The following is a 25579-nucleotide window of genomic DNA, read 5'->3' as shown; positions in this document are numbered from 1 at the left end:
GAGTTTGAGTAACCTGTTTCAATGATCTAATCCCATTCTAATTTACGAGTTTTTACATTTCTTTCAAGCATATCGGAAAACTCAGCCATTACCCTACTAACAAACTCGAGATCTTCCAACGGGTACTGGTTTGAAATTCTACCTTTCTGAACATCATTTAAAAAATTATCGTACATCCGCCTATGCCCCTTATCTCTCTTTAAACGTATGATTCGCTTGCTAGCGCCAGACTTTTTTAACGTAAACAGCTCAGTCATATCATTCAGCACAAACGTCTGTCCATCTTGCTTAACTTTGATGCTCTCCTGAACTCCACGTAAACTATTACCCTTATCTGACAAAAATATTGAAGCCAGCGATCCGTCTTGATACGAGATAGCGAGCACACAATCGTCTTTATCAGCACAGGACGATAATAAGTTAAGATGCGTAGGTTTTGTGTTGACGAACCATTGACACATATCAATCCAGTGACAGGCGTTGCCAGTAATTCGAGTACCCTGATTTGGCCAAAAATACCAATGACTGGGATTGATTTTTACTTCATTGACAGAAATATTTATAAACTTCGGAGCGGACTCGCTCAATTCATTTCGCAACCGCCGGGCAAGTGGTGAAAACCGCCTATTAAAGCCTATATTAATTCGCGCATTATTTGAATACATCTCGCGAAATAGATCCAACTCTGAAATATCTACAAGCGGCGGCTTTTCTATAAATATAAAGCCCTCTGGGTTGGATTTGAAAAGCCTATAGGCTTGCCGAGCGTGATCCGAGTGATAGGACGCGACGACAGCCACTGGGTTCGTATCAATGGCCCAAACAGGGAGAAGTGTCTTAATATTATTGCCAAAAAAATCAAATTTATCAGCGTAATCGTTTAGGATGGAATGGTTATAATCCAGTAGATAGCGGCCTCGAAGCTTCTCATGGAGTAGCTTGGTGTAAGTTTGCGCATAATTCCCAAACCCAAGAACGTAGAGTGCATTTACAACCGGGTTTTTCGAGCAGCCTTTTTCTTCATCCGACTGCGCCAGAATGTCGTATGAAAATGGAGAAGCCCAATGCGACTGAGGTAGGTCTGAAAAATAGAAATTCTGACCGCCATCAAATGAAATTCCGTTACAATACCCCACCCTGACAGCAACTGTCTGGTGAAGAGCTCTTTTTTGTTGCCTAATTCGTGCAAATACCTTTTCAAGGGTGGGTCTGACCCCTTCGCGAAGCAAAAAAAACCATAGTTTTCTTACATCTTGCCTTTGGAAGGGCTTATCAGGTTCTATCGGTACCTCATAAATCCCATGTGGCATTTCATCTTTGCATATACACTTAATCATTGACGTTCCGGGTTTGAATTATATGAGTCATCGCGTTAATGAAATTTTCTTCAAATTTATTATGAGTATATTTTTCTTCAAACAAACGACGCCCGGCTTCGCCGTGCATGCGCGCCAACTGTGGATTGTTAATATAAATTTCCATTTTATCACGTACAGCTTCTGGAGTAGCCTCTGACAATACGAAACCGCTTATACCATCCTCGACAATATCAGCGATAGCACCCTCGTCACTCGCAATTACAGCAAGCCCCGCGGCCATAGCCTCCAATATAGACAGAGGAAAGCACTCATTCGGAAACTTAGTGGGAAGCACAAACACATTTGCAGCAGCGAGCGCCTGCTCTTTTTCGGCTCCGTATTTCGGCCCTTCAAATCTCATACTCGCATCCTTTTCCGCAGCAACAGTCTTCTCAAACTCCTCCATGAATTCGGAATCAGTAGGCGCCCCTACAAACGACATACTGACACGACCTTTAAGCGACGCAGGTAGAAGCGTCACCGCCTTGGCAGCAGTATCTGGCCCTTTCGACCTCACCATATTCGACAAATATAAAAAGTTCATTCGAGTGTCCAGTTCCCGAACCACATACCCGGGATCTGCTACACCATTAGGCACTGCTATGATTAACCTAGACTGATCCCTGACGCTATCAACATCAGAAAATAGAGTGGGGCTGAGATGGATGATATCAACATTCTTGAAGACACACTTATAAAACCATTTTTTCACACTGGAGCGATCGACAATTTTTGCTATGCCTTTGCCATGCATGTGGAAAACCATATTTGCACCACAAAATTTAAGAAGCAGTGCAAGAAAACTGTCTTTGTAGAAAGCGAAGCCTCGAGGACTAAGCGTTAGATAGACAATACTTGGCTTAAACTCATTATATTTTATTATTGAACGAAAAATAATTACTACAACTCTAACGAGCTTGCGTAAAGTCAACTTCTCCAAATCCGACATTGTTAGGGCGGGCGATATATCCACATGATCTATTTCGAATTCTGAACGAACATATTGGCTTTCGATTAAAGAGGAATTAACAACTGAAGCACCATGCAGAGGTGGCGGCAACTGCAAAAGAAAAAACATCTTAATCATATAAATTCACCTTTATCTCACTGCAACGTCATTGACTTTTTTAAGTCGCGAGTCACTGGTATATCAAGGCATTTTACTTTTAACCCTTTCCCCAAATACCAGGAAAGGACATACTCGTAGGAAAACAAAAGACATAATAATAAGATAAGAGGCAAAGCTGCCAACCTGAACGTAACTAGGCTCTGTCAAACCTCTAAACAGAAGGGAAAGGTTGAGCCACAAAAAAATATTCGGAATAACCGTTTTATTACCCATTAACTTCACGAGATATAATGAATGTTTAATATTATAAAAAATAATCAAGTGCACAAAAAAACTACCCAACATGCCTATCTCGAATAATGACTGAATCACCGCGTTGTGAGCATGCGCGTAATTTAGCTCTGTGAACACATAATCACGGAAGAACACTTCAGCCGAACCATACCCATGGCCGAAAATCAGTTTAGACCACGTATTAATTGAATCTAGAGTGAGCCCCCAGATGAAGGTTCTGCCTGTAAGAGTCGTTAGAGATGCAACACTACTCTTTTGACTAAAAAGAGGTTCTAAAGCATCAGAAAAAATTACCAAAAACAGTATCAGAGCAAGAATTACTAAAAAAATCAAGAAAAACGACTTTATACTTAATCGAAATTCAAAAAAATAGATGGCAAAGAATAAAAACATAAAAACTATTGAACTTTTATTTAACCCCTTAATCAAAACGAGAAGAGAAACCCCAAAAAACAGAAAAGCTATCAATACATTCAACCTCCTTCCATGCGTCATGATAGTGGAAACAATTATAAGCATTAAAGCCATAAACCCTGCATCATTATAAGATAACGCGATCGAGGTATGACGGAGAAGCATTGCATTTTCAACCAAATCACCGTTCACAAGCCAAATTATTAACGTCAAAAACAAACCAAACTGAAACGCCTTAAAACCCAAAATAACATCAAACTCTGAACTTTTTTTAGCCGCTCGATCTGAGCAAAAATAAATCAGGACTCCTGCAATTGCATAGAACATTGCCTTCGCAGAATAATATAAATCATTGTGAAACGAAAACGACACACTTATCGGCAAATAACAAAGATATATTAATATTGAGATACTCAAGCTTCTTTTTGAAACCTGCATTCTCTTAGTATAAAAAAGAACAAAAACCCAAGCGAATAAAAACATTTCCGATATGTAGTTTGTTGGAAGTTGATTACTTCTAAAAACTATTCCAAATGCAGCAGATATTGAAGATAAAAATAAAAATATCGCAAAAAAATCTGAAACCTGAAGTCCCTGCCTATTATTATAAAACACCATTAACTTCCAAATGAAAAAAATCACAAAGTATGTTTAAACTGCTTCAAATACATAAACACTACAAATCGAAAACATTGCTTGCATTTACTTTACAAAAAAACTAAAAACCCCCATCCTCTCTAGAGCATCATCATATATCGATTTTTTGCCGCTTATCGCGTTAATAACAAGAACACTTGGAAACAATATTTTAATATTCTGCAAAGCAGTGGAGCCGTTACCTATTACACAAGTGACACTGGGGTTAACCATAGGGAAAATTTCAGCTGGAAAATACTTAGGTATATTATCGACTTGTTTGTCCTTATCACGCACCTGCCTTGACAATGGATGCATTTTGAACACACTAACATAATCAGCCATTTCTAAAATACCGGCAATAATTAAATCTTTCAATAAACTTATATAATATTCTTTATCCTTATCTTCGGACATCAAAATAAACACAATACACTCATTATTGTCAACACTCACAGCCGGAAGATATTGTCGAAAAAATCTTAGTCTGGCTATATCCATTTTTATATTAACTCGAGGATATTTTTTATTTTCGTTGCGAACCAAAGAAGGGTAGCTAAAGAAAGATTTTTCAATATATTTTGAGGTGCCGAGAACGTTAATCGGATCATAAAAATCAAATATTAATGACAGCAATCTATGCGAAGCCCCAAACTTCAACCAGTGATCATTGTATGGCGCACTGCCATCTTCAACATAAGCACATTCTGCGTATTGTAAATGTTGGGCTAAGAATTGGACCTCAAAAGGCCTATCATTGTACAAATACAAAACAAACTCAGAACCAATTGAGCATTGATTTATAATAGATAGCAACGGACTTCTCAAATTAAAATAGCTATTCACCACATCCCTTAAAACAAAAACTTTATTTGACGCATCGTAATAAAAGACTTTGCACAACAAGTTTGCTTCAACAAGACTAGAGAATTTATTTATCGATCCCGAATGATCGACAACAATTATAAAGTCATCGGCATGTAAATCATGCGCGGAAATACTCCACAAAACGTGAAGAGGTGTTAGGCAGATGAACACTTTTCTCATTTTAAGAGACCATTAGCTTTCTATCGTGCAAGATTGACACAGTAAATTAGGTAACCTGATGAAATCTTCAAGCGTCGATCCAGTTGCCTACTTAGCTTAGGCCCTTAAATGACCCAAGCGATCTAAAACAGTTTAATAATTTCTGAGACTTGCAAATTACCAGCTGATAGCCACAAGAATCGCGGCATCTTACATAGCAACAAGTAAGAGCGTTCTGACTATATCGATGAGCTCAAGTGGGAATGGAATATAACCCTTACTGTTATGATTCGAAACAAGCTAGCTGTAAATCATAAACTGAAAATGCTTGCTCATTTTTTCGCAGCGACCAAAATATCAGGCTTTCTAGATTCACAAATAATGGCCCATTCAACTTTCTTAATATATAGCTAAATGTACCGTATAACCTCAGCCTACTACTAGGTAGGCTCAACACTCTTCGTCGCTTCTAAAAGTGGAAAAATCAGGTCAACATCTTTGGGAAGATATCACTCCTCGCAAATATAACGCTGTAGGCGCTTTCAACTTTTTCAAGCTTTAACTATGAAAAGATTCTTTTCAACCCGCGTATTGGCCTTTACATCCCTTCGTAATGTACTCCCAACAAGCTTCCCAAACTCTTTGGGTGCCAACCCGTATCCGGGCCTTACGCTGCGGATCGCTTCTTCACTCACCACTTCGCCCACCTTCATATCTTTGACGAAGTACAATGAACGCCGAAACTGCACATTCCCCTGCTCACTGGATTTACGCCCGTAATCGATACTACCCAGGGCCTTCCATGCGGTTTTGCTGTCTCTGCAAAGGGCTACGAGGCCGGATGGCTCCAATGAAAAGCTATCATCCGGACCGCCACCGTTTCTATCCAGTGTAAAGTGCTTTTCAATAAGTGACGCGCCCAGCACCACACTTGCAATCGCCGTGGTGTTATCAAGTGTATGGTCAGAAAGCCCGGTTACCAACCCAAAGCGCTCCATCATGTCCGGTATGGTGCGCAGGTTGTAATCCTCGGGAGGTGCAGGATAGCCGCTCACGCAATGCAGAATAGCCAATTCTTTGCAACCGCCTTCTCTGGCCGCTGCGATGGCCTCTTCGATTTCTTCTGAGTCCGCCATACCAGTGGAGATTATCATTGGTTTGCCAGTGGCTGCTGCATAGCGGATTAGCGGTAGATCGACAGCCTCAAAGGATGCGATCTTATAGGCTGGGGCATTCAGGTCTTCCAGAAGGTCGACTGCGGTGGTGTCGAACGGTGAGCTGAACATGGTAATACCAAGTCTGCGCGCATGCTCAAACATGGGTTTATGCCAGTCCCATGGAGTGTGAGCCCATTCGTAAAGCTCGTACAGGGTTTTGCCGTCCCACAATCCACCTTTAATCTGAAAATCTGGCAGATCGGAGTTCAGGGTGATGGTGTCTGGCGTGTAGGTCTGGATTTTGATAGCGTCTGCGCCGGCCTTCTTTGCTTCTTCAATAATCCGGAAAGCCGTTTCGATGTTGCCATTATGGTTAGCAGACATTTCAGCAATTATGTATGGCTCATAATCGTTGCCAATGGGACGACCAGCGATTTCAATTTTCTTCATGATCCACTTTCTCCAGACTGATCTTGTATTTCTGCCCCAGATGTTCAAACCAGGCAGGATAGCGTTCAGGGTCGCACATGCGCATCAGGTCAAACTGTTCAGCGATGGATATTTTAGGGTTCAGCTCGCTATCGGCAGGTGTGCGGCGCTCGTAATATGTGGGAGTTATATCTGCGTCCTGAGTATAGGGCTGTATTTGCCCACAATTTTCGACGGCTTCATTGATCAGGTCGATTTCTGCCTGAAAGAGTTTTTGGTTCACGTCATACCACAAGTCGGTCTTGTCGACTGATATCGCTCGCTTCAGCCATATCCGCCCACTGTCAACTTTATCTTCCGCTTCCAGCAGGCTTAACGTGATGCATTTCGCACCATTAACAACCTCCCATATGTGCGGGCTCCAGCCGCGTCCTCTGGGCAAATCGCTCGCGTGCAAAACCAACGTGTGCTTGTACAGAGCCCTGTGTTCGGCCTTGATGATCTCCGAACAGGAGACCAAGAACAGAATATCTCCTCCCGCCAACTCACTGCGCTTGCGAACCAGGTGTACCTGGTGCTGACCCTCCTTTTCACTGGCCCACCGCTCCAGGAAGGCGGTAACCGGGTGGTCCGGGCTGCTACAGAGTATGGTGATGTTCATGTACTGGTGTCCCTACAAAATTCTGCCACCAGGCGCGAACTGCCTTGGCCGTCACAGATCATTTTTGCTTGGTTGGAGAGGTTTACCAGCGCGCTTCCGGTGGATATCAACTCGTTCAGAAAGCTGCCAAGACTCTCCAAAATATCTTCCCTCTCAACCAGGTATGCGGCGCCGCTTTGCTCCAGCGCTTGCCCGATTCCTCGCTGATTCTCGGCGAGCACAATCATGATAGACGGTAATCCAAGGCAGCAGCGCTCCCAGGAGGTGCTTCCCGCAGCACCGATGCAAAGGTCCGCCAGGCACATGCGTTCAGCCATGTCCGAAACGTTCACACTCACGGTAGCTTTAAAAGGCAATGTTTCGGCCTGGAGGCGAACCGCCTCCAGGCCGGGAGCTGATGCGCCCATCACAATGTCCAGTTCCGTTTCTGGTGGTAACTGGGTTTGTTCCAAGGCTTGCAGCACTTGGCCTGTAACGTTGTCGCGATCCACACCACCCAACGTGATCAGTATGCGTTCGAGCTTGGGGGTTTGCCTTCGCTCCAGGCTATGCGCCCTGAGCTTCCTAAATTCAGGCCTTAGCAGGGCATAGCGAGGGCCGATGAGGCATTTGCATGCTTCTGGTATCAGGGTGTCGTAATCTTCCGGCTTTCGACCAAGATTCTGATCCAGCAGCAAATCACATTCATGCTGTCTGTCTGCAATGTCATCAATGACCATCACTTTATTGACATGCTTGGCGATCCGACTTTCCCAGCGCACATCCAGAGCATAATGATCCACCACAAGCCAGTCAGTGTTTGCTCCGGACAGCACTTTCAGAGTGTGTTCTGCATCATGCTGCCATGTAGCCCCTAGCCAGTCAGCGTGTGCCAATGCAGCACCGTCGTTGGTATTTAGTTCGAACTGCCTTGGTTTGCTCAACAGGTGCATCTCAAATCCCTTTTGCGCAATCAACTCTCTGAGGTGGCCCGGGTGGTCTCGACAAATGAATACACACTGGTGTCCTTGATTACGCAAGGCCTCCGCCAGCGTAAGGCAGCGCATAACGTGGCCAGTGCCGATCTGGATTGAGGCGTCTGCACGGAAAGCGATTCGCATTACTCTGCGCCTGGTGCTTGCAGGGCCTTAAACAGCCATTCTGCGCGTTGCCAGTCTTCTGGTGTGTCAATATCCTGAACTCGGTGCCTCGGCAGCACTATTGGTATGGCTTCTGCTGAAAAAATGGGCCGCTCTTCCTGCCAGGCTTGTGCGGTACCCCAGTAGAACTGGCCGGCATCGTGCCAGGCCTCTTCCAGATCCTGAGACCGGCTCTGAAAGTGTTCAGGGTTGAACATGGCTACGCGCCCTTCTCCCGTTATGCGAATCGCCCGCTGTATGGGAAACGCATAGCTGGTCACAGAGAAGGCGTAACTGCAGGCTTCGCTTTTGAGCAAAGCGTGGCCCCGCTTTAAGTCTTCCGGTGATACAAAGGGGGCGGTCGCGTATAAACAGCATGCCTGCGATACCAGGCTACCATTTTCTCCCAAGCTTTCGAGTGCGTGGCGAATAACAGGGATGGTTCCAGTGTGATCGTCCGACAGTTGGGCTGGGCGCATAAAGGGAATCTCAGCCCCGTACTGCTTGGCAACTTCGGCGATTTCCGCGTCATCTGTAGAGACAATGACTCTGTCAAAGCAGCCACTTTTTTGTGCGGCCTCGATAGACCACCCAATCATTGGCTTGCCACAGAATTCCTTGATGTTTTTGCGGGGGATTCGCTTGCTGCCACCGCGGGCAGGAATGATGGCTACTGTGCTCATTGTCATTCTCCAGCCAGCGCATTGCGGAGCGCTGAAACCACGTCATCCTGCTGATTTTCCGTCAGGCCCTGGAACATGGGCAAGCTGATAGCTTCCTGATAGTACGCCATGGATTGTGGGAAATCCTCCGCCTGGAACCCCATGGCTTGATAGTAGGGCTGTGTGTGTACAGGAATATAGTGCAGGTTCACGCCGATGCCCTGTTCCCGTAGGGACTCAAAGACTTCACGGTGGCTTCTGCGGATGCTACCCAGCTTCAGGCGAATTACGTAGAGATGCAGGCCGGAGTAGCTATCTGGGTGTTGCCAAGGCAATAAAATAGGCAAATCGACCAAAAGCCGGTCATAGCGTGTCGCCAGTTGGTGCCTTCGGGCGACAAATGCATCCAGCCGTTCCATCTGACTTACACCCAAGGCAGCCTGTAACTCCGTCATCCGGTAATTGAACCCGAGATCCACTTGTTGATAATACCAAGGGCCATCAGGCTCCTGCGTCATGTGGGTCGGCTCTCGAGTAATTCCGTGACTGCGCAACAGGTTCATTTTGTCGGCCAGATTTGCGTCATTTGTAACCGCCATACCGCCTTCTGCAGTGGTTACGATTTTAACCGGATGAAAACTGAATACCGTTATGTCGCTGTAACGACAATTACCGATAAACTCACCCTGGTATTTGCCGCCGATTGCGTGGGATGCGTCTTCGATTACCTTGAAGCCGTATTTCTTTGCCAATATGCCAATAGCTTCCATGTTGCAGGGCTGGCCACACAGATGTACAACTACCACAACCTTGGGCAAGCATTTTTCCTTGGCTGCACGCTCAAGCTTTACCTCGAGAGCCCGTGGGCAAAGGTTGTAGGTTTCTGGATCAATATCCACAAAGTCTACCTTTGCCCCGCAATAGAGGCCGCAGTTAGCAGAGGCTACAAAGGTAACAGGCGTAGTCCACAGCCAATCCCCCTGCCCCAGGCCAAGTGCCAGGCAGGCAATGTGCAGCGCAGAGGTCGCGCTGTTAACGGCCAAGGCGTGTTCTGCGCCCACATGGCTGGCAACAACTTGTTCAAACGCGGGTACCTTGGGGCCCTGGGTCAGGAAATCTGACCTCAGTACGCCCAATACCGCATCGATATCAGCTTGATTTATATCCTGCTTGCCGTAGGGAATCATGGTCAAATTTTACCGATTTCACTGTAGTTACTACTGATCCAGCTCTGCAAATCCTCGTCTGACATCCACTCCGTGTTATTGTCGCTGGCGTAGATGAACCCCTCAGAAACCCGCTTACCATCTTTGATTCGGTTCTCGCAGGTACCCCAATCGTTAATATTCGGCAGAATCTTGAAGTGCTCGGGGTACTCGTAGGTGAAGTGAGAGTCTTCTGCGCCAATCATTTGTTCGTGCAGCTTTTCTCCAGGGCGGATACCCACAACTTCTTGCTCAGCATTTGGCGCCACCACACGGGCCAGATCGGTTACCTTCATGGATGGGATCTTTTTAACGTAGATCTCGCCACCCACCATGTCTTCGAACGCGTGCCATACCAGATCCACCCCCTCTTCCAAACTGATCATAAAACGGGTCATGCGGGGATCGGTGATTGGAAGCACACCTTTGTCTTTGATGGACATAAAGAACGGGATGACGGATCCACGGGAACCCATTACGTTGCCATAGCGAACTACGGAAAACTTGGTTTGATGGCCACCGGCGTAGGAGTTGCCTGCCACGAACAGTTTGTCGGAGGCCAGCTTGGTGGCTCCGTACAGGTTGATGGGGCTACTGGCCTTGTCGGTAGAGAGCGCAACTACACCCTTGATGCCTTTATCGATAGCGGCATCGATCAGGTTCATGGCACCGTGGATGTTGGTTTTCACGCATTCGAAAGGATTGTATTCGGCAGTGGGCACAATTTTCGTAGCTGCAGCATGCACTACGTAATCCACACCATCCAGAGCTCGATATAAGCGCTCTCTGTCGCGCACATCGCCAATAAAAAAGCGCAGGCGATCGTCACCTTGGAACAGCTTGGCCATTTCCCACTGTTTCATTTCATCCCGGGAAAATACGATGATTTTCTTTGGATTGTATTTTGCCAGGGTCATTGGTATGAACTTGTGGCCAAAGGAGCCTGTGCCGCCGGTAACAAGGATGGTGGAGTTTTCGAGCATAGTCACTTTCTCTGGGTTTTACTGTATAGATGAATGGTATCACCGCCAGTCGGCGGGTGTTAATCGGTAGAACTGCAGGGTTTTCCAAGCCAATATAAAAACAAAAGCGAATATCAGACCCAAGGGTACTGCCATCTCTGCCATAAAGGGCGAGACGATCGCGGTACTGAGCAGGAACACCAAAAAGCCAGCAATATGCGCTGTAATCAATGCCTTGTCTTTCCCCCTGGCATAAAGGCCATAGTGGGGGATCATGCCCACTACGAAAAGCCCGGTGGCCAGCAGTAGCCAACCAAACAACTCAATTTTCTCAAGATACAGCGGCCTGCCAAGCCACTCCAACAGGGGGGTAATAACTAACCAGGCGCAGAGCGAAAACAATCCGGTGAGTGCAAAAGTTTGCCATGCGAGCTGCCGGTATTTGCGGCGAAACTCCGCTGAATTATTATTGGCATTCGCCGCAATCATGGCGGGATACAGGAAAGTAAACACACCAGCATCCATAAATCCCAGCAGCGCAGTGCACATACCTATGAAAAGCACGTATGCACCCAGCGCGTCGAGGCCTGCCAACGCCTCAAACCAGTACCTGTCCACTGTATAGATTCCGCGTAATGCAAGGGTTGCAACTAACATTGGTAGTGCGATTCTCAAGCCTTGCTTGAGCCATTTCCAATCAACCGTCAATTGCCATCCACCCATACGGGTTCGCCACAACACTGTCACACCAATTACTAACCCTATGCTACTGCCCACAATCCAGCCTACCAAGACAGTTTGCAGTTGCTGGCTGTTCTCATTCAAAAACATTACGCCGACAACGGCCAAGCACCAAGCCCCGGCTCTGAAAAACAATATCCAACTTGCAACCAGTTGTCTTTGCAGGGCTACCAACAAACGATTCAGTTCTTGCGTAACATGCTCCAAAACAAGCAATGACAAAAACCAGGGGAAAAGCCACCAAGGGAGCAGCCCAAGCCCGAACAATCCAGCCGTTAATGGTAAAAACACGGCGTACAAAATAAGACTAAGTGCCAGTTGGCTTTTGAGTAGTCGGCCGCGCTGCTCTGGTTTTGCTTTCAGCACCTCACGTGTTGTGAAGATATAAAAATCGAAACCCAAAAAGTACAACGAGTAGCCAATGGTGACCGTTAGTAGCCCATAAAGGCCCAGTTCTGCAGGCTCCAAATATCGCGCCAGCATAAAAATCAGCAGAAACTTGCTGACCAAGGTCGTGCCCCGCAGACCAAGATTTATCAGCCTGATAAGGAGGTGCTTCATTAAACCGCAGTGCTAGTGGTAATGCGCTTGTCGGCCTTTACTTCCGGCTTCTGCCCATTGGCGACGAAAGCTCTTATGAACACAACAAAAACACCGAGCATGCCACCAAGAAGCGTTGCAATTACGCAGATCAACGCTCGTTTGGGTTCCGACTTTTCTTCCGCTACCACCGCAGGATCAACGGTTTTAAACACGTATTCTCGTTGCGCATTTGCCAGCATAACCGTTCGGGTTTCACTTTCTATCAGCTGATAGAACACCTGTTGCATCCCTGAAATGTTGGTTTCGCTAAGCTTTTCCTCTAGATAGGCAATACGGGCCTCGGCTTCTTCTACATCTTGCTTGCGCATATGTTCATTGATGTCTTTCACCAGGTTTTCTGCCCATTTTTTTGCCATAACCGGGGAGTAATGTTTCACACTGACAGTAATAATGCCGGTGTCTTTGGCTTCGCTTATACTAAAATGCTCTTCTCTGAATGCTTCTACCATATCCCAGTCTGAGGGCTTGTAGCTTTTTCCATCGCTATCTAAAAGCCATTCAGAGGCTTCCGGATTGTATTCGCTGCGGTCGTATACCCACTCACCGCTATCTTCGTTCCAGCCTTTAATGGCCATGAGTGGCACTTCCATATTATGGCGATGAAAGAATGCCGTCAGAAAAGCTCGTGATTGCAGTACTTCTTTAGCGATAACTGTTTGATTGGAACCCCCGCCGCTCAGATTGATTCCCGCCAGGCTCGCCAGACCACCAAATTGGCCGGCTAACCCGCTCAAGCCTCCACCCTCTTCTTGAGCCGGCGCAACCAGCACGCTGGACTGGTAGATGTTGGGCTTGTAGAGTGCGTAAGCTACTCCAGCGAAGGCGAACACCACGGTGAAAAGAACAATTACCCACTTCCCTCGCCAAAGAGTAGCAAAAAGTTCCCGTAGGTCGATTTCATCATCCGGATAATAAGTTTGCTGTGCCGCATTCGAGCTCATCACAAATTCCCTACTGCCGCAGCACCAAGCGCCATCTGGTAAACAATCTGGCTCACGTTAGTCCAGAGCTCAAGCTGATTCAGCCGGTCAACATCAATCGGCATAATAACGGTATCACCGGGCTCCAACTGTTGGCTCCGGCCGCCAAACCAACGGCTTTTCTCCGGTAGCATCACGGCCCCGTTCGCTTTCACCACATACACGCGGCTTTCGTCTGCCTGGCGTGTTGGCCCGCCAGAGCGTTCAAGATAATCATCCACGGTAAGTGCAGCGTGGTGAAGGTGACTGGTTGGGAACTGAACCTCACCGAATACAGATACTGACTGCGGAATAATTGGTACCGTAAGGCTGTCACCGTCCTGCAAGCGAATAGATTGGTAGTCAGCACTATTCAACACGTTCTCAAGGTTTATAACCAGGCGACCTACCGGCTTACTGCTCTGCACCTCTTCAAGCAGGCCCTGCACCTGCTTGGTCCGGTCTGCACTCTGGCCGCTAAAGCCATCACCTTCTAATTGCACTCCAAGCAGATCACCCTGCAGGCGCTCCTCAGCCTCCCTAAGGCGCTGCGCTTCCAGCTGGCGCAGTTTTTCCCTAGAAAAAACTGCGCCTTTCGGGAAGGCATTGGTGGTCAGCCCTCCCGCTCGCTCCAGCACTTCTTTGAGAGTTTCACCATCACGGAATGTGTAAGTGCCGGGGTAGCGAACCTCGCCCTTCAACTCGACAGTTCTCGTTTTTGCGAAGTCTGGAATGGACTTGATCAGAATTCTGTCACGGCTTTCCAAAGCCAACTTAATTTGCCCCGCCAGGGCGTCAACCAGATTAACGTTCAGTATTCTGGTTTGCCCAATACCGCTTTCATCGGTGGTGTACCGGGCGACTTCCGCTTGATACAAGGAGGCAGAGTCTCGCAGCCCTCCTGCTACGAAAATAGCGTCCGCGAGGTTACGGGTGGCCGGCATGGGGTATTCGCCAGGGTAGCGAACCGGGCCAGTAATTTGGATGGTTTGCTGTGGGTTAGCAGGATTTGCTTGTGCTTTCAGGCGCTGCAATACAGGCACAAACAGGCTTTCGCGGGTGAAGTCCTGCCCCTCTTCACCACCCTTTACTTTTCCTGCATCGGAGAAAATCAGTATTCGATCTTTTTCTTCAAGAAAGAGGTCGAATTCATTACCTTTTTGTTGGACAGCCTCTCTCAGCCGGAGGTTAAGTACTGAGATGTTGTCGCTTTCTTCGTCAACTCGCACGATAGCCGCGTATCGCTTGTCGGCCGAAGGCATCAGATCTGCTTCGAGGTTTCGTATCAGGGAACTAACTCTCATACCCGGCACCCAGGCAAACTTACCGGGTCGGGTGGCAGCGCCCTTAACTTCGACATACTGACCAGTAATGTCTGAGATCGGCGGAATGCGCACCGTGTCGCCAGCCTTTATACGCACCTGTTTGCCTTCCGTGGTCGTGTAGTCCGCCTCCGCGATGATGCGCAGAAAGTCTTCGTTGGTGCGTTCGATATTGATGCGCTGCAGGTAAGCTTGTGGCGTATTGCCACCAGCCATGCCGATCAGGTCGGCCAGCGTACTATTATTCTTGAGTTCATACAGGGCTGGGCGATAGACCTCTCCATCTATTCCGGCACGCTTGCCCACGGGCGGTATGAAGATTACGTCACCGGGCTGCAGGCGGTTATCGGCGGAGCTGTCGCCTTTCATGAGAAGGTCGTACAGATCGAGCGTACCCACGAGTTTGCCATTTCGCTTGTGCTGCACGTTGCGGAGTGAGCCGTTTTGCTTGATTCCGCCAGAGACATACAGCGCGTTTGTTATGGTGGTGAGAGAGCTAACGCTGTAGGAACCTGGGTTTCTGGCTTCACCGAGCACAAATACGCGCATGCTGCGGAGTTCGCCAAGCGAAACGCTTGCCTCAACTCCAATGTACTGCTCAGAGACCCGCTTTCGGATTTGTTCTCGTACCTCATCAAAACTCAGGCCTGCAACACTCATGGGGCCTGACTGGGGGAAGCTGATGGTGCCATCTCTGCTGATGGGCAATTCCAGATTCTGGTTTTCTTTACCCCAAAGTTGCATGCGCAGGACATCGCCAGGCCCAAGGGTGTAATTGGAAGGTATGGGAATTTCTGTCACTGGCGCGAAGGTTGTGGGGCTGCCAGCGAAGAGGTCGTAGCCGTAGGGTTTGAGGCCACCATTTTTCTCAGCCTGATCATCTTCCTGCTGCTTTTGATCACGAGCTTCGTCCCGCTCTTCGTCCGTAATGCTGGAAACCGGCTCAACAACTGTTACTTGCTGAGGACGCTGCGCTCGGTTGCTGGCGCCACTGAGGCTTTCCAGATCCACACCATATTGTCGGGCCAAGGATTCCTGCTGAGCTCTTGGCAACTGCTTGAACTGCTCTATCTGGGCAGGCGTTATTGATTGTCCGTAGCTGGCCAAAGGCAACATAAGGGCTAGGGTAACAAGGAGCTTTTTTACCGTCACAGTTTTCAATCCGAGGCTGTATAATTTGAATTAGAAGCGATACTTCCAAGATGCAGAGAGCGACACTCGGTCCTTTTCCCCGCCTAAAAGTAAAATATTTTTGTCTGCAAGTTGCATGTTGAGATCAAGCCACCCACCAAGCAGTTGGCTGCCGTAACCGAGATTTGCGATGGTAACTTTCTGTGCTCCATCCGGCACGCTGTAAAACACCTTCTCATTCGGCTGGCTTACGCGGTCTCCACCGTCTTTATTGAGATTGGCAAATGTTAGCGTGGCTGTGAGATTGCTGCCATCCGGCAGGAAATTAAGTAGCCCCAAAGATAGCGCTTCGGAGTCTGCATCGAAGGTGGAGCCAAGCGCACGACCGCGATACTGGTAGCCCGTGCTGTAATTAAAGTGGTTGTATGCATAATTCGGCCTCGGATCCCCCAGCAAATCCTCAGCCAGTGTGTTTGTGAATTCAAGGAACCACTGCTGGTCAGAGCCGATTAAATGCGTTGTCCCATCAATGCCGAATAACCAAGACTTTCGAGAAGGGAGGTAGCCCGCTTCGTCTTCGCCCATCATCTGAGCGTATAGCCCCATGCTTTGATCCCCCACGGGGAAGCCGTAGCGAGCATCAATCGTGGCTATCTGATTACTTGCATCATCATCTGCGGTTTGTCCTTCCGTTATATTATCTTTGCCAATAAGGGCATCCCACAGCGTAGAAATTCCGTCTGGCCGCCCTTCACCACCGTACATAATCACGCGTGAGAGCCCGACCTCCAGTCGGTCCATCGGCCTGAAACTAAATCTCATGCCAATCAGCCTGGCATCAGGAATCACACGCTCCTTTTCAAGCTGCCCGAGAAAGGCAGTGAATTTCCAGGGGCCTATCCAGGATAGCCACTTAGTCTCAGGAGGCAGGCTGGCTTTTCTATCAACCCATATCGACGGCACGGGCCTTGCGTTATTCGAAAGAATCATACTGGACTGCCAACCTGGCCCCCACCAGCGTTCAATAGCACCAACACCGAGCACCCAGTTGCCTGCTGTTGTGGCTATGTAACTGCCATCAAGCCGGAATTCTTTACTATCCATTGGGTCGGATACGCCAGAAGGTGATAAACCTACAGCCCACGACTCACCCTGCCACTGCAGAGTGGCAGTTAGCTGACCTTCTTCCTTGGGAAGACTATCAAACCCTCGTAAAAACGCCGGATCAGTTGCCCCTTCAATTTCAAGCTCTGCCCGAAACCCATTTTTTGCCTGCTCGCTACGCTCGAAACCAAGATATGCCCGCTGAGATGCGACAGTCGAATCTCTAACAGCGCTTGTGTTCTCAGCAAGGTCGGCCCACATAATTGGCCAGGTTGTCGTCGTTCCCTCTATGTGGCCACGGTCAGACAGTTTTTGCACTGCGTGACGTGCACGCACATCACCCGGCCCAAGCCATGGCGCCGCAGACACGATTAGAGGCACTGTTACAATCACGCTTGCAACAACAACCGTTATTAGCCGGCGGATATAAAAAGGACGAGAATTCATAATCAATAAATATCTTTAGAGACGAGAGTCAGCGGTGTTTTTATAAGAATTTTGATATCCAACCACAAGCTCCAGTGATTGATATAATCGAGATCCAGCTCCACTCGCTTTTGCATCTTGTCGATTGTTTCTGTTTCACCTCGGCAGCCGCTGATCTGAGCTAAACCTGTAATTCCGGGCTTGATTCGGTGCCTTGCCATATACGCAATAATTTTATCGGAATAATAGTCGTTGTGAGCAACGGCGTGTGGCCGCGGCCCTACCAGTGACATATCACCTTTCAAAACATTGAACAGCTGCGGAAGTTCATCAATAGAGGACCGCCTTAAAAACCGGCCAACAGGTGTGACGCGAGGATCGTCTTTTTTTGCCTGTCGCGCATGGCTGTCATCATGCACTCGCATAGAACGAAACTTTAAAACCTCAATAATGTGCCCATTCCAGCCATGTCGCTTCTGCCTGAAGAGCACGGGGCCGGGAGAGGTTAGTTTGATGGATGCAGCAACACAGAGCATTAATGGGCTCAACACCAGGAGTCCGATGAGGGCAAGTGCTCTATCCATCAGGGACTTGAGAAATGCTCCGCCCGGATAAGAAGTGAGGGGGCTCTCATTGAGGTTTATTGCGGGCAATCCGCCAAGGTTGTGGATGCTGTGATTGAGCAGCTTGAGGTTGGCAAAGTCTGGCACCCAAACAACGTCTACGTTCGCGTCCAAAAGATCAACGTACAACCCTTCGATCTGATCTGTTTCCCTGGCTGGTAGCGCTATGTAGACCCTGCTAACACTATTTTCACTAATAACTGATCGGAGCTGGCTAACAACACCTAACGTCGGGAAATATGGCGTATGGGGCCTCTCGTTATCTGGCTGGTCGCCATCGAGACAAACCAACCCAATCATCGCTTCTCCTCTCTCGTGCCGAAGTTTAACGGCTAACGTGAGTGCAAGATCGCCGCAGCCGACTATAACGGAAGCGTTCGCAAAACGGTGCAACCTGTCCATACGGCGCAACACCTTGTGCAATGGGACGAAAGCTAACGCCTGAAAAGCAAATCCAATCAGGATCCATTGCAAAACAACCTCACGAGAGTATGTGTCACTTGTTTTGGTGGCAAACGCAATAAACATGAGCAACGCAATAAGTGTACCCCAAGACGCAAGGACTCGCGCCACACCAACCAAATACCCATTGCGGATGCTATAAGCACGAAAAAGGGCAAATACAGGAATCGCTAGTAGAGAAGAGAATAGCGCCAATAACCGGTAGTGTGATGCCAAATCGCCATCTAACTTCCCGATACCAAGAAATATTAGCACTGAACACTGGACGACTGTCGCTACAACCCACTGCAGCCAAAACGCAAATTCAACTCCGCCACTTGCCCGAACGGCAAAGGGGAACCCCTTATTCCGCCTACTGCGCAGCTCATCAAAAGTAGCCTTTGTGTGAGACAACTCACTCATTCGCTTTATTCCCTACCATTCAACACGCTACCGCCCCACCGACCAGGGTTCAGTGTTTTAAGGTCATAGATATAAATTGCCAGCAATGACAGGGGTTAAACCACAGGCGAGAAATCTAGCCCCAACAAAATCCCTGTCAGTGTGTGAATATTCCATGTCTGAAGCGTGGCGATTTTACGTCATCGTATGAGACTAGCAAGTGCCAATAAGTCTGACGCTTTTGAATTCAGGGACTTGCCGTAGTTAAGAATTGTTAAAGAGTTAAACATGCAACTAGTTTAAAGGTTTTACTGAGCCTCTTGTCTTGCGAGGGAGGGGCAGGCATTTTGGCCCTCAGACTCTGAGCGTCGCCACCGGCACCTTCACCCGCTGCTGCATCTGCATAAAATCAATCAACACAATTGCCCGCTCTTCCCCATCATACGCCTGAAACACAGCACTAATCCCCTCAAATGGCCCTTCGCTCAGCTGAACCGCCTCGCCGGGCTTGAGCCCACCCTGTTGTTGCACAGAATCGAGGCCATCCTTAACCTGCTGGATCACTTCATCAGTAATGGTTGCTGGCTTGTTGGCAAAACTCACAACCCGCAGCACGCCACGGGTAGAGCGCAGCTTCGCCCACGCAGGGTCTGTCTGCTCCAGATTAATAAACAGGTATCCGGGAAATAAAGGTTCCAGCTTTTGGATGCGTTTGCCGGCTTTGATTTTTTCTACCGGTACTTTCGGGTAGAAGCAGGCGATATCCTGATTCTGCAGGTGCGCCAAAGCGCGATCGCCCTGGGCGGGCTTGTGTTGAAGTGCGTACCAAGTCATGGGCGGGGAATGTACCAGTTTCCCGCTGCAATGAAATAAGGGTTAAGCACATCCTCCTTGCCATAGCGCAACGCTGTGCCATCCAGTGTGTTCACACTACCCCCTGCTGCAAGCAATACCGCATGAGCTGCGGCCGTATCCCACTCGCTGGTAGGCCCCATGCGCGGGTAAAGATCTGCGTGGCCTTCGGCGATTCTGCAGAATTTGAGGGAGCTGCCCGCCTGAAGTGTTTTGTGGGGCCCAAGCGCTCTGATAAAGTCGCGAGTTTCATCATTCATGTGGTTCTTGCTGGCGACCACACGGATGGTATCGGGCAACTCTGCCACCCTGATGCGATGCTCCCGGCCTGTTCGGTCCCGCTTATGAGCGCCCTCGCCCTTTATTCCCCAAAACGCCTCTTTTAACGCCGGGGCAGTGACCACGCCCAACACCGGCTCGCCGTCTTCAATCAGCGCGATATTCACCGTAAACTCACCGGTACGCTGGGTGAACTCTTTGGTACCATCAATGGGGTCAACCAACCAGAACCGGCGCCAGTGCCGACGCTCCTCCCATGGCGCTTGGGTACCCTCTTCCGAGAGAACAGGAATGCTCTGACTGATATCTCGCAAGCCCTTTACAATGACCTCATGGCTCGCAACATCCGCTGCGGTGATGGGCGACTCGTCTTCCTTGTAGCTCACCTTAAAATCCGACTGATAGATGTGGAGCACTCTGGTGCTGGCCTCATCCGCCACTTTGATCACTTCCGGGAGTATTGAGCTGTATTGCATTGCCGGCATCCTGCGTCACTGATAGTCATGCGGTATTGGCGAATAGTAGCAAATATTGGGCGCCGGCCGTATCCGGGCTTTTCTGCCGTTGCACTTTCAGGCAATCTGAAAGGAAAATCTTCAGGCGCATTTCACCCTGACCAACCATAAGGCCTTCTGTTATGAAACTTCGCTTCCTCGGCGGCACCGGTACGGTAACGGGTTCGCGCTATCTGTTATCAGACGATAAACACCGGGTCTTGGTTGACTGCGGCATGTATCAGGGCGTTAGAACCCTACGCAGGAGAAACTGGGCCAAGTTTCCCGTGGATCCCAGCACAATCGATGCTGTGGTCCTCACCCATGCTCACATCGACCACTCAGGCTACCTGCCTGCCCTGGTGAAACATGGTTTCAAAGGCAAGGTTTACTGCACTCAGGGCACGCACGATTTATGCAAAGTATTACTTCCGGATGCGGGCTACCTGCAGGAAGAAGATGCCAAGTACGCCTTCCGCAAAAAATTCTCTCGGCACGAAAATCCCGAACCACTTTTTACCGTGAAGGATGCCTGGGAAGCCCTGAAACACTTTGAGCCTTTTCATTACCACGAAACGTTTGAACCGGTGAAGGGTTTTGAGGTGACTTTTACCCCTGCCGGGCACATTTTGGGATCGGCTTGCGTGCATGTTCATCACAAGGCTCACGGCCGCTCAGTAGTATTCAGTGGGGACGTGGGTCGACAGAACGACCCGATCATGAGGCCACCAGAGCCCATAAAGAAAGCCGACGTGCTTGTGTGCGAATCCACCTACGGCGACAGGTTGCACGAGGAAACCGACCCGGAAACCGAATTGGTAGAGATCATCGCTCGCACCGTTAGCCGCGGCGGCATCGTGCTGATTCCATCATTTGCGGTAGGGCGGGCGCAACTGCTGCTTTACCTTATTCACAAGATCATGAGAGAGGGGCGCATTCCCAAGCTGCCAGTATTTCTCAACAGCCCCATGGCCATCAAGGCCACAGAGATTTTTTGCAAACATCACAAAGAGCACAAGCTGAGCGCCTGCCAATGCGAGATGATTGATAGTCACACCGAGTTCGTTCGCACGGTTGATGAATCCATCAAGCTGGATTCAGTGCGCTACCCCTGCATTATTGTGTCTGCCAGCGGCATGGCCAGCGGTGGCCGGGTGCTTCACCACCTCAAAACTCTACTTCCAAATTATCGAAACAGCGTGGTATTTGCCGGGTTTCAGGCTCCGGGAACCCGTGGTGACAGGCTGGTCGCCGGCGTGGAGTCGGTAAAGATTCACGGTGATTACTGGCCAGTAAAGGCCGAGATCCACAATATGGGCTCGCTCTCAGCTCACGGTGACTACAATGAACTCCTGCAATGGCTTGAGCAGGGCGCGCTTGATCCCGAGAAAGTGTATGTTACCCATGGCGAAATGTTAGCCAGCGACATTATGCGTAAGCGCATCAGTGAAAAATTCGGATGGGATGCCGAGGTACCCGATTTGTTTGAAGAGGTAGAGATTTGAGGTTAACCGCGCTGGTTTTTGGCTTTTTCTTGCTTGCTGTCGTTGGGGCAACTCAGGCACAGCCCTTCACACTTCCTGGAATTCCTGGATTTTCAGGACAATCGGATAAAGACGAGGCCTCACCCGAGGAGCTTGAAGCATCGTTAGAGGTAGCCATTCAGGCGCTACAAGACGACGAAAGCCGTGAGGCGCTGGTACAACAGCTCAAATCCATTCAACAGGGATTGCACGCAGAATCTTTGCAAACAGGCAAAAGCACTTCCGGTGGTGAGGGCTTGTTGGGCGCCCTTGCTGTGTTTTTTGATGAAGCCACCAACGGTGACAGCACAGCAGAAACCCCTCTCTCCATCTGGAAAACACATTTTCGCAATGCCTACAGCGCGGCAAAAAAGTTACTGACCGGTGCGTCCTACCGCGTTCTGGTAGAGATCACCGCTGGGCTGATTGCATGGATAGCCGCACTGTGGGGCTTGTCGCGCCTGGTTCGCATGTTTTTCTCATGGCGCGGATGGCCACTGCAAATGCCAAGGCACCCACGCCCCTGGATGCTCATCGCTCATTTTGTAAGGCGGATTTTACCCTGGCTGCTCACTTTCACCGCGCTGCTGGCCGGGTTACCCACATTCGGCATGTCGGATGATGCTCAAACAACGATTCTTATTTTGGCTTACGCAGGCTTGAGTGCCCGGGCGCTGACCTCGCTTTTCGATGTAATGATTTCCATTTTCTCCAACGGCCACCGCCTCACAGCCGTTATGATTCTGCGCCGGCGCATGCTCTTGCCACTTTTTATAATCGGCGTGTTGTTTGCTCTTGAAGATTCCTTGAGCACCACCGAACTGACCGACCAACTCGGAACGGAACTGGCCAGTGCGCTTGCACTGGTTTTCAGTGTTGTCGCCGCATTACTCAGCTTTTTCCTGATTGTGAGGAATCGGCGCCCGGTCACCCACCTGATCAGAAATCGGCCCTACAAGCAGCGCAAAGACCAAGGTGTAGGGCGCGAAGTCACTGCCCTGCTGGCCAGGCTTTGGCATATACCCATGCTTGTGGCCATCAGCGCCTCGGTGGTGGCGGTGTTTGTTAACGGTGGCGAAGCGGATGCAGCCTTGGGTAAAGCTATGATCTGCGCCTTGCTACTCGCGTTGACACTCGCTCTGCAAGGGCTGATTGGCATTCAAGAAAACCGCCCCAAACACCAGGCACTGAGCATTTTTAGCCGCAGGCTGGTGCGCTTTGGTTACAACTTAATTCAAGCCTCCGCATGGTTGTTATTTTTCGAGTTAATCCTGCAAATCTGGGGTTTGTCTTTGTTCGGCGTTGGTGGAAAACCTTCAGTGAGCAAGGGTGTGGCGGGAAGCCTGCTGGGCGTGACCTTTATTTTGCTCGTAGCAAAGCTGACCTGGATATTTGTAGACGAGCTGCTCGAAAGAGCCATGCGCGGGGGCGATCGCAATAAGCGCATCAACCCGGCCAGAGCCCAAACCATTCTCCCGATTGCCCGGAACACCCTGCTGATCACCATTCTGATCATCGCTACCTTGGTGAGCCTTTCCACCCTGGGCGTTGATGTAACCCCCCTACTCGCCGGTGCCGGTATCATCGGCCTTGCCGTGGGTTTTGGTGCGCAAACACTGGTTCAGGATTTGATCACTGGCCTGTTTATAGTGGTTGAGGACTCCATGTCGGTTGGGGACTTCGTGGAAATCAACGGCTTCATGGGCACCGTAGAAGGCTTCAACCTACGCACCGTGCGCTTGCGGGACCTTGAAGGGGTGGTGCATCACATCACCTTCAGCAAAATCAGCTCCATTCACAACATGTCGCGGCAATTTGGCATCGCACTGATCAAGATTCGCATTCCCCGGGAACTGCCCATTGATGACGCCATACTGCTGATGACAGAAACTGCCGAAGAACTGCGCACACTGCCGGATATGCGATGGCTGATCTGGTCGCCGCTTGAAATGCAGGGGATACATGCGTTTGAAGAAGGCTGCCCGGTGCTTAGGATGCGGATGCGGACGAAGCCGGAGTACCAATGGGATGTTTCTCGGGCGTTTAACTTGTTGCTCAAGCGGAAGATGGAAGAGCGGTATATTGATGTCGCGGCGCCGAGGATTAGTGTGCAGATGGAGGGGGAAGGTGGGAGTAGGTCGACGCATGTGGACGGGCGTGGACTGAGTAGTAGGCAATCTGTTGTATAAGACATCATCAGCACACTTCAAATGTAACACATTGATGTTGCAAAATTACTAATTACCGCGGCAGCCCTTGACGGAACCAGGAGCCCCGCAGGGAAGTTCGCACCACTACTACACCTGCCACCCTCACTGCACTGCACAGAAATCTTCGTAACACGAGCTATGGGAGTTGCGCCAAGGCCTTCTTTTTACTCAATTTAACAAACAAACCAGCAGACAAAAGCACCATGAACGAAAATGGTATTGCATGGTAAAAAATCCCGTCCACCATACTATAAGCGTACATCGCAAGTATAAGTGCAGCAGTAACGGCCACGTCACCTTTTAATCTTGAGGCGAACACCGATTTCAGACAAACCGAAGCAGTCCATAATATAAATGAAACAAATAATAAAAGACCAGCCACGCCATATTCAAACATAAACTGTAGTGCTGCGTTATGAGGGTGAACAATCCAGCTGTCATAAAAAATTCTAAACTGGTCGGCCCCGTGCCCAAACCATCCTCCACTCATAATTTCAAGCCAAGTATCCTTCCATATATTTAACCGACCCGATGAAACACCATTAATATTAGTGAAGTATAATGTCCTTTCTAGTTGCCCAAGCATAAATCTCGAATCTCCCGAAACCCAAATGAGGAAAGTCATTAAAACTGCAATAATTAATGTAACAAGAGATTCCCTCCCCCCACCAGTAACACTCAGAAGTACTAAAAACACAACGAAAGCGAGCAACTGCCCCCTACCACCACTCCACAAGGATATTAAAACGAACAAACTTACTAGTGAATAAAAGCTTAATTCACGAATTCGGCCAGAACATAGCAAAAAAAAGCAAGCACCTACAGCCAGCATCAAGTCATAATTAAGATGACGAAGATGCCTATATATAGGCGGATATCTAAAAACCGTCTCATAGAATTCCACTTTATCCAAAAAACGAAAAACAAAAAAAATTATGCAAACACTAAACACGGATAAAATTTTCCACCTTAGCAATCTTGCATAATTTTCCGAACATGCTGATAAGAAAAAAACTGCCGTGAAGAAAAAAAGAATATGAGAAAGATAGGCGACGGATGAAGAAAGAGTACGATTTAAAACCGAAGAAACAAGAATAACAAAAACAAAAGACAATATAAAAAAAGAAAGAAGAGCATTCCCCTTTTCAAAAATAATCGACTTAATACTAGCCACAGACTGCGGAAAAAACATCAAAAACAAAAAGCACTGAACAACCGAAACTAGATTGTTGATCTGAACAGAATTATTATACACCGTGAGAAATGGAGCAAATGCAACCAAAAAAACAAATACCCAGTACCCAATAAGGTGCTGTATGGACGCAAAAGTCAAACTACGCTTTGGGCTATACAGAACCACACCAAACACCTAAAACAGCAAAAACAGCAAAAAAAATACTCATAAGCATTTCCTCTCAAAATAAAGCCGTGTCATTATGAAATCGCGTAGAAAAATACTTTGCGTCTGCGCAAGAAAT

At 48.6% G+C, this 25579-nt stretch carries 20 protein-coding genes; 2 read left to right on the top strand and 18 right to left on the bottom strand.

The window, feature by feature from the left end; all coding sequences use genetic code 11:
* Window positions 1–26: 26 nt before the first annotated feature.
* The 17 genes from FFI61_RS02440 to cysQ all read right to left on the bottom strand — a co-directional run bounded on the left by FFI61_RS02440 (window position 27) and on the right by cysQ (window position 20350).
* The gene (locus tag FFI61_RS02440; protein WP_200369140.1) at window positions 27–1337 is read right to left on the bottom strand and encodes a hypothetical protein; all 1311 of its coding nucleotides are present in this window, start codon (window positions 1335–1337) and stop codon (window positions 27–29) included.
* Window positions 1330–2445, bottom strand: coding sequence for a glycosyltransferase family 4 protein (locus FFI61_RS02435; RefSeq protein WP_200369139.1), 1116 nt, complete (start codon window positions 2443–2445; stop codon window positions 1330–1332). The genes FFI61_RS02440 and FFI61_RS02435 overlap by 8 nt, the downstream gene beginning before the upstream one ends.
* A 63-nt stretch (window positions 2446–2508) precedes the next feature.
* Complete coding sequence (locus FFI61_RS02430) at window positions 2509–3753, bottom strand: O-antigen ligase family protein (RefSeq protein WP_200369138.1); 1245 nt, start codon at window positions 3751–3753, stop codon at window positions 2509–2511.
* Between the two features lie 84 nt (window positions 3754–3837).
* Window positions 3838–4818: a hypothetical protein gene (locus FFI61_RS02425; RefSeq protein WP_200369137.1), complete on the bottom strand. Its 981-nt coding sequence runs from the start codon at window positions 4816–4818 to the stop codon at window positions 3838–3840.
* 530 nt (window positions 4819–5348) lie between these two features.
* On the bottom strand, window positions 5349–6404 hold the full coding sequence (gene pseI, locus FFI61_RS02420; protein WP_200369136.1) for a pseudaminic acid synthase: 1056 nt from the start codon (window positions 6402–6404) through the stop codon (window positions 5349–5351).
* On the bottom strand, window positions 6391–7044 hold the full coding sequence (locus FFI61_RS02415) for a formyltransferase family protein (RefSeq protein WP_200369135.1): 654 nt from the start codon (window positions 7042–7044) through the stop codon (window positions 6391–6393). Before FFI61_RS02415 ends, pseI begins: the two co-directional genes overlap by 14 nt.
* A complete protein-coding gene (gene pseG / locus FFI61_RS02410; protein WP_200369134.1) occupies window positions 7041–8144 on the bottom strand; it encodes a UDP-2,4-diacetamido-2,4,6-trideoxy-beta-L-altropyranose hydrolase in 1104 nt (367 codons plus the stop codon). The genes FFI61_RS02415 and pseG overlap by 4 nt, the downstream gene beginning before the upstream one ends.
* Window positions 8144–8851, bottom strand: coding sequence for a pseudaminic acid cytidylyltransferase (pseF, locus tag FFI61_RS02405; protein ID WP_200369133.1), 708 nt, complete (start codon window positions 8849–8851; stop codon window positions 8144–8146). Before pseF ends, pseG begins: the two co-directional genes overlap by 1 nt.
* Entirely contained in the window at window positions 8848–10011 is a 1164-nt protein-coding gene (gene pseC, locus FFI61_RS02400; RefSeq protein ID WP_200369132.1) for a UDP-4-amino-4,6-dideoxy-N-acetyl-beta-L-altrosamine transaminase, read from the bottom strand. The genes pseF and pseC overlap by 4 nt, the downstream gene beginning before the upstream one ends.
* 2 nt (window positions 10012–10013) lie before the next feature.
* Window positions 10014–11012, bottom strand: coding sequence for a UDP-N-acetylglucosamine 4,6-dehydratase (inverting) (gene pseB, locus FFI61_RS02395; RefSeq protein WP_200369131.1), 999 nt, complete (start codon window positions 11010–11012; stop codon window positions 10014–10016).
* A gap of 39 nt (window positions 11013–11051) precedes the next feature.
* On the bottom strand, window positions 11052–12293 hold the full coding sequence (locus tag FFI61_RS02390) for a lipopolysaccharide biosynthesis protein (RefSeq protein ID WP_200369130.1): 1242 nt from the start codon (window positions 12291–12293) through the stop codon (window positions 11052–11054).
* Window positions 12293–13276, bottom strand: a complete 984-nt coding sequence (locus FFI61_RS02385; protein WP_200369129.1) for a Wzz/FepE/Etk N-terminal domain-containing protein — start codon at window positions 13274–13276, stop codon at window positions 12293–12295. Before FFI61_RS02385 ends, FFI61_RS02390 begins: the two co-directional genes overlap by 1 nt.
* Complete coding sequence (locus tag FFI61_RS02380; protein ID WP_200369128.1) at window positions 13276–15768, bottom strand: SLBB domain-containing protein; 2493 nt, start codon at window positions 15766–15768, stop codon at window positions 13276–13278. Before FFI61_RS02380 ends, FFI61_RS02385 begins: the two co-directional genes overlap by 1 nt.
* Before the next feature lie 30 nt (window positions 15769–15798).
* Window positions 15799–17298 carry a capsule assembly Wzi family protein gene (locus FFI61_RS02375; RefSeq protein ID WP_200369127.1) on the bottom strand — a complete coding sequence of 500 codons (1500 nt, stop codon included), beginning with the start codon at window positions 17296–17298 and terminating at the stop codon, window positions 15799–15801.
* 2 nt (window positions 17299–17300) lie between these two features.
* The gene (locus FFI61_RS02370; protein WP_200369126.1) at window positions 17301–18764 is read right to left on the bottom strand and encodes an undecaprenyl-phosphate glucose phosphotransferase; all 1464 of its coding nucleotides are present in this window, start codon (window positions 18762–18764) and stop codon (window positions 17301–17303) included.
* Between the two features lie 333 nt (window positions 18765–19097).
* Window positions 19098–19577: a transcription/translation regulatory transformer protein RfaH gene (gene rfaH / locus FFI61_RS02365; protein WP_200369125.1), complete on the bottom strand. Its 480-nt coding sequence runs from the start codon at window positions 19575–19577 to the stop codon at window positions 19098–19100.
* Window positions 19574–20350 carry a 3'(2'),5'-bisphosphate nucleotidase CysQ gene (gene cysQ / locus FFI61_RS02360; protein WP_200369124.1) on the bottom strand — a complete coding sequence of 259 codons (777 nt, stop codon included), beginning with the start codon at window positions 20348–20350 and terminating at the stop codon, window positions 19574–19576. The genes rfaH and cysQ overlap by 4 nt, the downstream gene beginning before the upstream one ends.
* A 161-nt stretch (window positions 20351–20511) precedes the next feature.
* Here cysQ and FFI61_RS02355 point away from each other — a divergent pair, with 161 nt between their 5' ends.
* Together FFI61_RS02355 and FFI61_RS02350 are read left to right on the top strand one after the other, a co-directional pair.
* Window positions 20512–21873, top strand: a complete 1362-nt coding sequence (locus FFI61_RS02355) for an MBL fold metallo-hydrolase (protein WP_200369123.1) — start codon at window positions 20512–20514, stop codon at window positions 21871–21873.
* Complete coding sequence (locus FFI61_RS02350) at window positions 21870–24080, top strand: mechanosensitive ion channel domain-containing protein (protein WP_200369122.1); 2211 nt, start codon at window positions 21870–21872, stop codon at window positions 24078–24080. The genes FFI61_RS02355 and FFI61_RS02350 overlap by 4 nt, the downstream gene beginning before the upstream one ends.
* Window positions 24081–24237: 157 nt before the next feature.
* Here FFI61_RS02350 and FFI61_RS02345 read toward each other — a convergent pair whose 3' ends face one another.
* Window positions 24238–25275, bottom strand: a complete 1038-nt coding sequence (locus FFI61_RS02345; protein WP_200369121.1) for an O-antigen ligase family protein — start codon at window positions 25273–25275, stop codon at window positions 24238–24240.
* Between the last annotated feature and the right edge of the window lie 304 nt (window positions 25276–25579).

The sequence above is a fragment of the Marinobacter sp. DY40_1A1 genome (assembly GCF_016597815.1).
Classification (GTDB): domain Bacteria; phylum Pseudomonadota; class Gammaproteobacteria; order Pseudomonadales; family Oleiphilaceae; genus Marinobacter; species Marinobacter xiaoshiensis.
The sequence above is the reverse complement of the archived record's forward strand: the minus strand, read 5'-3'. Positions and strand labels throughout refer to the sequence as shown.

Bases quoted from the DNA above. Each gene is read 5' to 3' on its own strand.
- FFI61_RS02440 (WP_200369140.1), bottom strand. From the start codon at position 1,337: ATGATTAAGTGTATATGCAAAGATGAAATGCCACATGGGATTTATGAG.
- FFI61_RS02435 (WP_200369139.1), bottom strand. From the start codon at position 2,445: ATGATTAAGATGTTTTTTCTTTTGCAGTTGCCGCCACCTCTGCATGGT.
- FFI61_RS02430 (WP_200369138.1), bottom strand. From the start codon at position 3,753: ATGGTGTTTTATAATAATAGGCAGGGACTTCAGGTTTCAGATTTTTTT.
- FFI61_RS02425 (WP_200369137.1), bottom strand. From the start codon at position 4,818: ATGAGAAAAGTGTTCATCTGCCTAACACCTCTTCACGTTTTGTGGAGT.
- pseI (WP_200369136.1), bottom strand. From the start codon at position 6,404: ATGAAGAAAATTGAAATCGCTGGTCGTCCCATTGGCAACGATTATGAG.
- FFI61_RS02415 (WP_200369135.1), bottom strand. From the start codon at position 7,044: ATGAACATCACCATACTCTGTAGCAGCCCGGACCACCCGGTTACCGCC.
- pseG (WP_200369134.1), bottom strand. From the start codon at position 8,144: ATGCGAATCGCTTTCCGTGCAGACGCCTCAATCCAGATCGGCACTGGC.
- pseF (WP_200369133.1), bottom strand. From the start codon at position 8,851: ATGACAATGAGCACAGTAGCCATCATTCCTGCCCGCGGTGGCAGCAAG.
- pseC (WP_200369132.1), bottom strand. From the start codon at position 10,011: ATGATTCCCTACGGCAAGCAGGATATAAATCAAGCTGATATCGATGCG.
- pseB (WP_200369131.1), bottom strand. From the start codon at position 11,012: ATGCTCGAAAACTCCACCATCCTTGTTACCGGCGGCACAGGCTCCTTT.
- FFI61_RS02390 (WP_200369130.1), bottom strand. From the start codon at position 12,293: ATGAAGCACCTCCTTATCAGGCTGATAAATCTTGGTCTGCGGGGCACG.
- FFI61_RS02385 (WP_200369129.1), bottom strand. From the start codon at position 13,276: ATGAGCTCGAATGCGGCACAGCAAACTTATTATCCGGATGATGAAATC.
- FFI61_RS02375 (WP_200369127.1), bottom strand. From the start codon at position 17,298: ATGAATTCTCGTCCTTTTTATATCCGCCGGCTAATAACGGTTGTTGTT.
- FFI61_RS02370 (WP_200369126.1), bottom strand. From the start codon at position 18,764: ATGAGTGAGTTGTCTCACACAAAGGCTACTTTTGATGAGCTGCGCAGT.
- rfaH (WP_200369125.1), bottom strand. From the start codon at position 19,577: ATGACTTGGTACGCACTTCAACACAAGCCCGCCCAGGGCGATCGCGCT.
- cysQ (WP_200369124.1), bottom strand. From the start codon at position 20,350: ATGCAATACAGCTCAATACTCCCGGAAGTGATCAAAGTGGCGGATGAG.
- FFI61_RS02355 (WP_200369123.1), top strand. From the start codon at position 20,512: ATGAAACTTCGCTTCCTCGGCGGCACCGGTACGGTAACGGGTTCGCGC.